The sequence below is a fragment of the Massilia sp. CT11-108 genome, from assembly GCF_047302915.1.
Classification (GTDB): domain Bacteria; phylum Pseudomonadota; class Gammaproteobacteria; order Burkholderiales; family Burkholderiaceae_D; genus Telluria; species Telluria orientalis.
Map to the genome: position 1 here is coordinate 1 of NZ_JBKYMO010000583.1, position 3,170 is coordinate 3,170.

Below are 3,170 nucleotides of genomic sequence, written 5' to 3' on the forward strand. Positions count from 1 at the left end.
CGGCAGCGCCCGCTGCAGGTGACGCTCGTGCGCACGCGCTCCGACCGGCTCGCGATCCTGCGCCGCTATGCGTTCGACCTGCTGGGCGCCCTCGTGGCGGGCACGCTCGTCGCGGCGGCCCTCGGGTTCGCGGCCGTGAAGCGGGGCCTGCGTCCGCTGTACGGCGTGATCGCCCGCGCCGACGCGATCCACGCCCAGCGCCTCGCAGTGCGCATGCCCGCCGCCGAGCTGCCGGCCGAACTGCGCGCGCTGGCCGTCGCCTTCAACGCGATGCTCGACCGACTGGAAGAGGGCGTGCAGCGGTTGTCGGGCTTCGCGGCCGACCTCGCGCACGACCTGCGCACGCCCGTCAACGCGCTGATGATGCAGACCCAGGTCGCGCTCGCGCGCGAGCGCACGGCGGACGAGCACGAGGCCCTGCTGGCGTCGAACCTCGAGGAGTACGAGCGGCTCGCGCGCATGATCGAGAACACGCTGTTCCTGGCGCGCGCCGACAACGCCCAGCTGGCGCTGGCGAGCACCGCGCTCGACGTGCGCGCGGAACTGGAGCACATCCGGGAGTATTTCGAGATGCTGGCCGAGGACAAGGGCATCCGGTTCGGCCTCGACGACGTCGGGGGCCTGCGGGTGCACGCGGACCCGGTGCTGCTGCGGCGCGCCGTCAACAACCTCGTGTCGAACGCGATCGCGCACACGCCGCGGGGCGGCGTCGTCAGCCTGGGTGCGGCGAGCGACGGCCAGTGGGTCACGCTGTCGGTGGAAAACAGCGGCGACGGCATCGCGCCCGAGCACCTCGAACGCGTGTTCGAACGCTATTACCGGGCCGACGCGGCGCGTGGCGCGGGGAGCTCGGTCGGCCTGGGGCTGTCGATCGTGCGCGCCATCATGCGCCTGCACGGCGGCACAGCGGAAGTCGACAGCGTGCCGGGCGGGCGCACCGTGTTCAGCCTGCGATTTCCGCCCTGACGCCGACTGGCGTCAGGGCGTCCACACGACCCGCACGGCGAGCGCGCGTTCGTATTCGCTGCGCGTGGCGGGCGACCCGAATTCCGCATGGCGCGGATCGAACAGATTCTGGCCGATGATCGACAGTTCGACGCCGCGGCGGATGCGCCAGCCCCAGCGCGCATCGACGGCCGTGTACGCGGGCACGCTCGGGCGCGGCAGCGCGCCCACGTGGCGCAAGGTCACGTCGAATTCCTGGCCGGCGCCGATGTCGTACGAGGAGCGCACCTGCCAGTAATGCGTCGGGTCGCTCGTGAACAGGCCCGTCGCTCCCGACAGGTCGCGGCTACCGGGCTCCAGGGTGGTGCCGACGCGCTGCACGACCCCGCCGCCGGACAGGCGCCACGCATCCGCCGCCTGCCACGTGGCCCACGCTTCGATGCCGCGCGTGAGGCCGTCCGCCCGGTTCTCGAACACGGAACCCGGGCCGGACGGATTCGGCTCCAGCGTGCGCAGCCGGTCGTAGCGGCTGAAGAACAAGGTGGTCGAATACGACAGGGACGCCGAGGGCCGGCCGCGGTAGCCCAGTTCGAATACCTTGGCCGTCTCCGATTCGAACCCGGGACCACCCGCGACGCCATACTGCGGCACGCCGTTCACGACGGGCGGCCGGATGGGACTGTACAAATCGCGGTCGATGCGCGACGGCGCCCGCACGGCGCGCGACAGCGACGTCCACACGAGGGCAGCCGGCCGCGGATTCCACGCGAGGCGCAAGGTGGGCAGCATTTCGACGCCCGTGTAATTGTTGTCCTCGATTTTCAGGCCGGCCGTGAGGCGCAGGTTGTCGCGCAGCGCGATCTCGTCCTGCGCGAACAGGTTCGCCCAGCGCAGGTTCAGCGTTCCGGGCAGGAAGCCGAACGCGGGGCCGTTCTCGACGCGGTCGTGGCCCAGGCGGTAGCCGCCGCCCCACACGACATGGTGGCTGCCGCCGACGTGCACGGCGTGCTGCAACTGCAGGTCGAACGTGTCGAGGCGTTCGTGGAAGGCGTTCGGCTGGTCGCGCTCCGTGTGGTCCCAGTACAGCTGGACGGTGGCCGACGAGCCGTCCGCGAACGTGCGCGCCGCGCGCCCCAGCAGGTTCGCGCCGGCGACCCTGATGTCGCGCGTATTCGCCTGGCGCAGCCGTGCGTCGTAAACGTCGCCCTGGACCGTGAGCCCATCGCCCCAGTCCGTGCGGAACCCGGCCTGGTCGCGGTGCCAGCCCGTCTGCGAGGTGGCGCCCGCCGCCGTGTTCGTGTCGTCGTTTTCGGCGTGCTTGGCGTAGGCGCGATAGTGGCCGTCGCCTTTCATCCGGCCGCCGTAGCGCACGGCGCCGTCGCGCGCATCCTTGCCGAGGGTCGTCGCCAGCAGTGCGCCCTGCGTGGCGGCGGACGACTTCGTGATGATGTTGATGACGCCGTTGACGGCATTCGCACCCCACAAGGTCGCGCCCGGGCCGCTGATCACTTCGATGCGCTCGACGTCGTCCAGCACCACGTCCTGCACGTCCCAGAACACGCCGGAAAACAGGGGGGAGTACACGGTGCGGCCGTCGATCAGCACGAGCAGCTTGTTTTCGAACGGGCTGGAAAAGCCGCGCGCCGTGACCGCGTAATTCCGCGCATCGACGCGCGCCACCTGCAGGTTGGGCGCGAGCCGCAGCGCTTCCGGCAGCGACGCGGCGCCCGCGCGGCGGATGTCGTTGCCCGTGATGACGAAGATGGAGGCCGCCGCGTCGGACAGCGATTCCGACCGTTTCGATACGGACGTGACCTGGATGTTGGCCAGTTCTTCCAGGCTCAGTTCCGCGATATCGTCGTTCTGTGCGGGGACGATGGCCCTGGCGGCCGGCGCGGCCAGGAGGGCCGCGAGGAGGGTAGAGACCCGGATGGCTGCGGTGGGGAACAATGTGGAACTGGGCATGGTAACAGGACACATTTAGTCGAATTCGCAAGATTGTATTGCAGAAATCGATTTGTTACCGATACCATTGTGCCGTGCGCGGCTTCCACATTTTTTATGACGGCGATAAGCGATTTCATAATTGCGGAGACGGGACACAATTCGGACAATCCGACAAAATCCAACGGAGACACTGTGAACACATTCATTCCAGCGCACGGCACAATGGTATCGGTAACAAATCGATTTCTGCAATACAATCTTGCGAAATCGACTAAATG

At 68.6% G+C, this 3,170-nt stretch carries 2 protein-coding genes; one reads left to right on the top strand and one right to left on the bottom strand.

The window, feature by feature from the left end; all coding sequences use genetic code 11:
- Nucleotides 1-966: heavy metal sensor histidine kinase (locus ACEN88_RS27775; RefSeq protein WP_413344832.1), on the top strand; the 966-nt coding region annotated here is incomplete at its 5' end.
- Nucleotides 967-978: 12 nt separating this feature from the next.
- On the opposite strand, the gene ACEN88_RS27780 is transcribed toward ACEN88_RS27775, so the two are convergent.
- Nucleotides 979-2,925, bottom strand: coding sequence for a TonB-dependent receptor plug domain-containing protein (locus ACEN88_RS27780; RefSeq protein ID WP_413344833.1), 1,947 nt, complete (start codon nt 2,923-2,925; stop codon nt 979-981).
- Nucleotides 2,926-3,170 lie beyond the last annotated feature (245 nt).

Excerpts from the sequence above, each read along its gene's own strand:
- ACEN88_RS27780 (WP_413344833.1), bottom strand. The coding sequence starts at position 2,925 with ATGTGTCCTGTTACCATGCCCAGTTCCACATTGTTCCCCACCGCAGCC.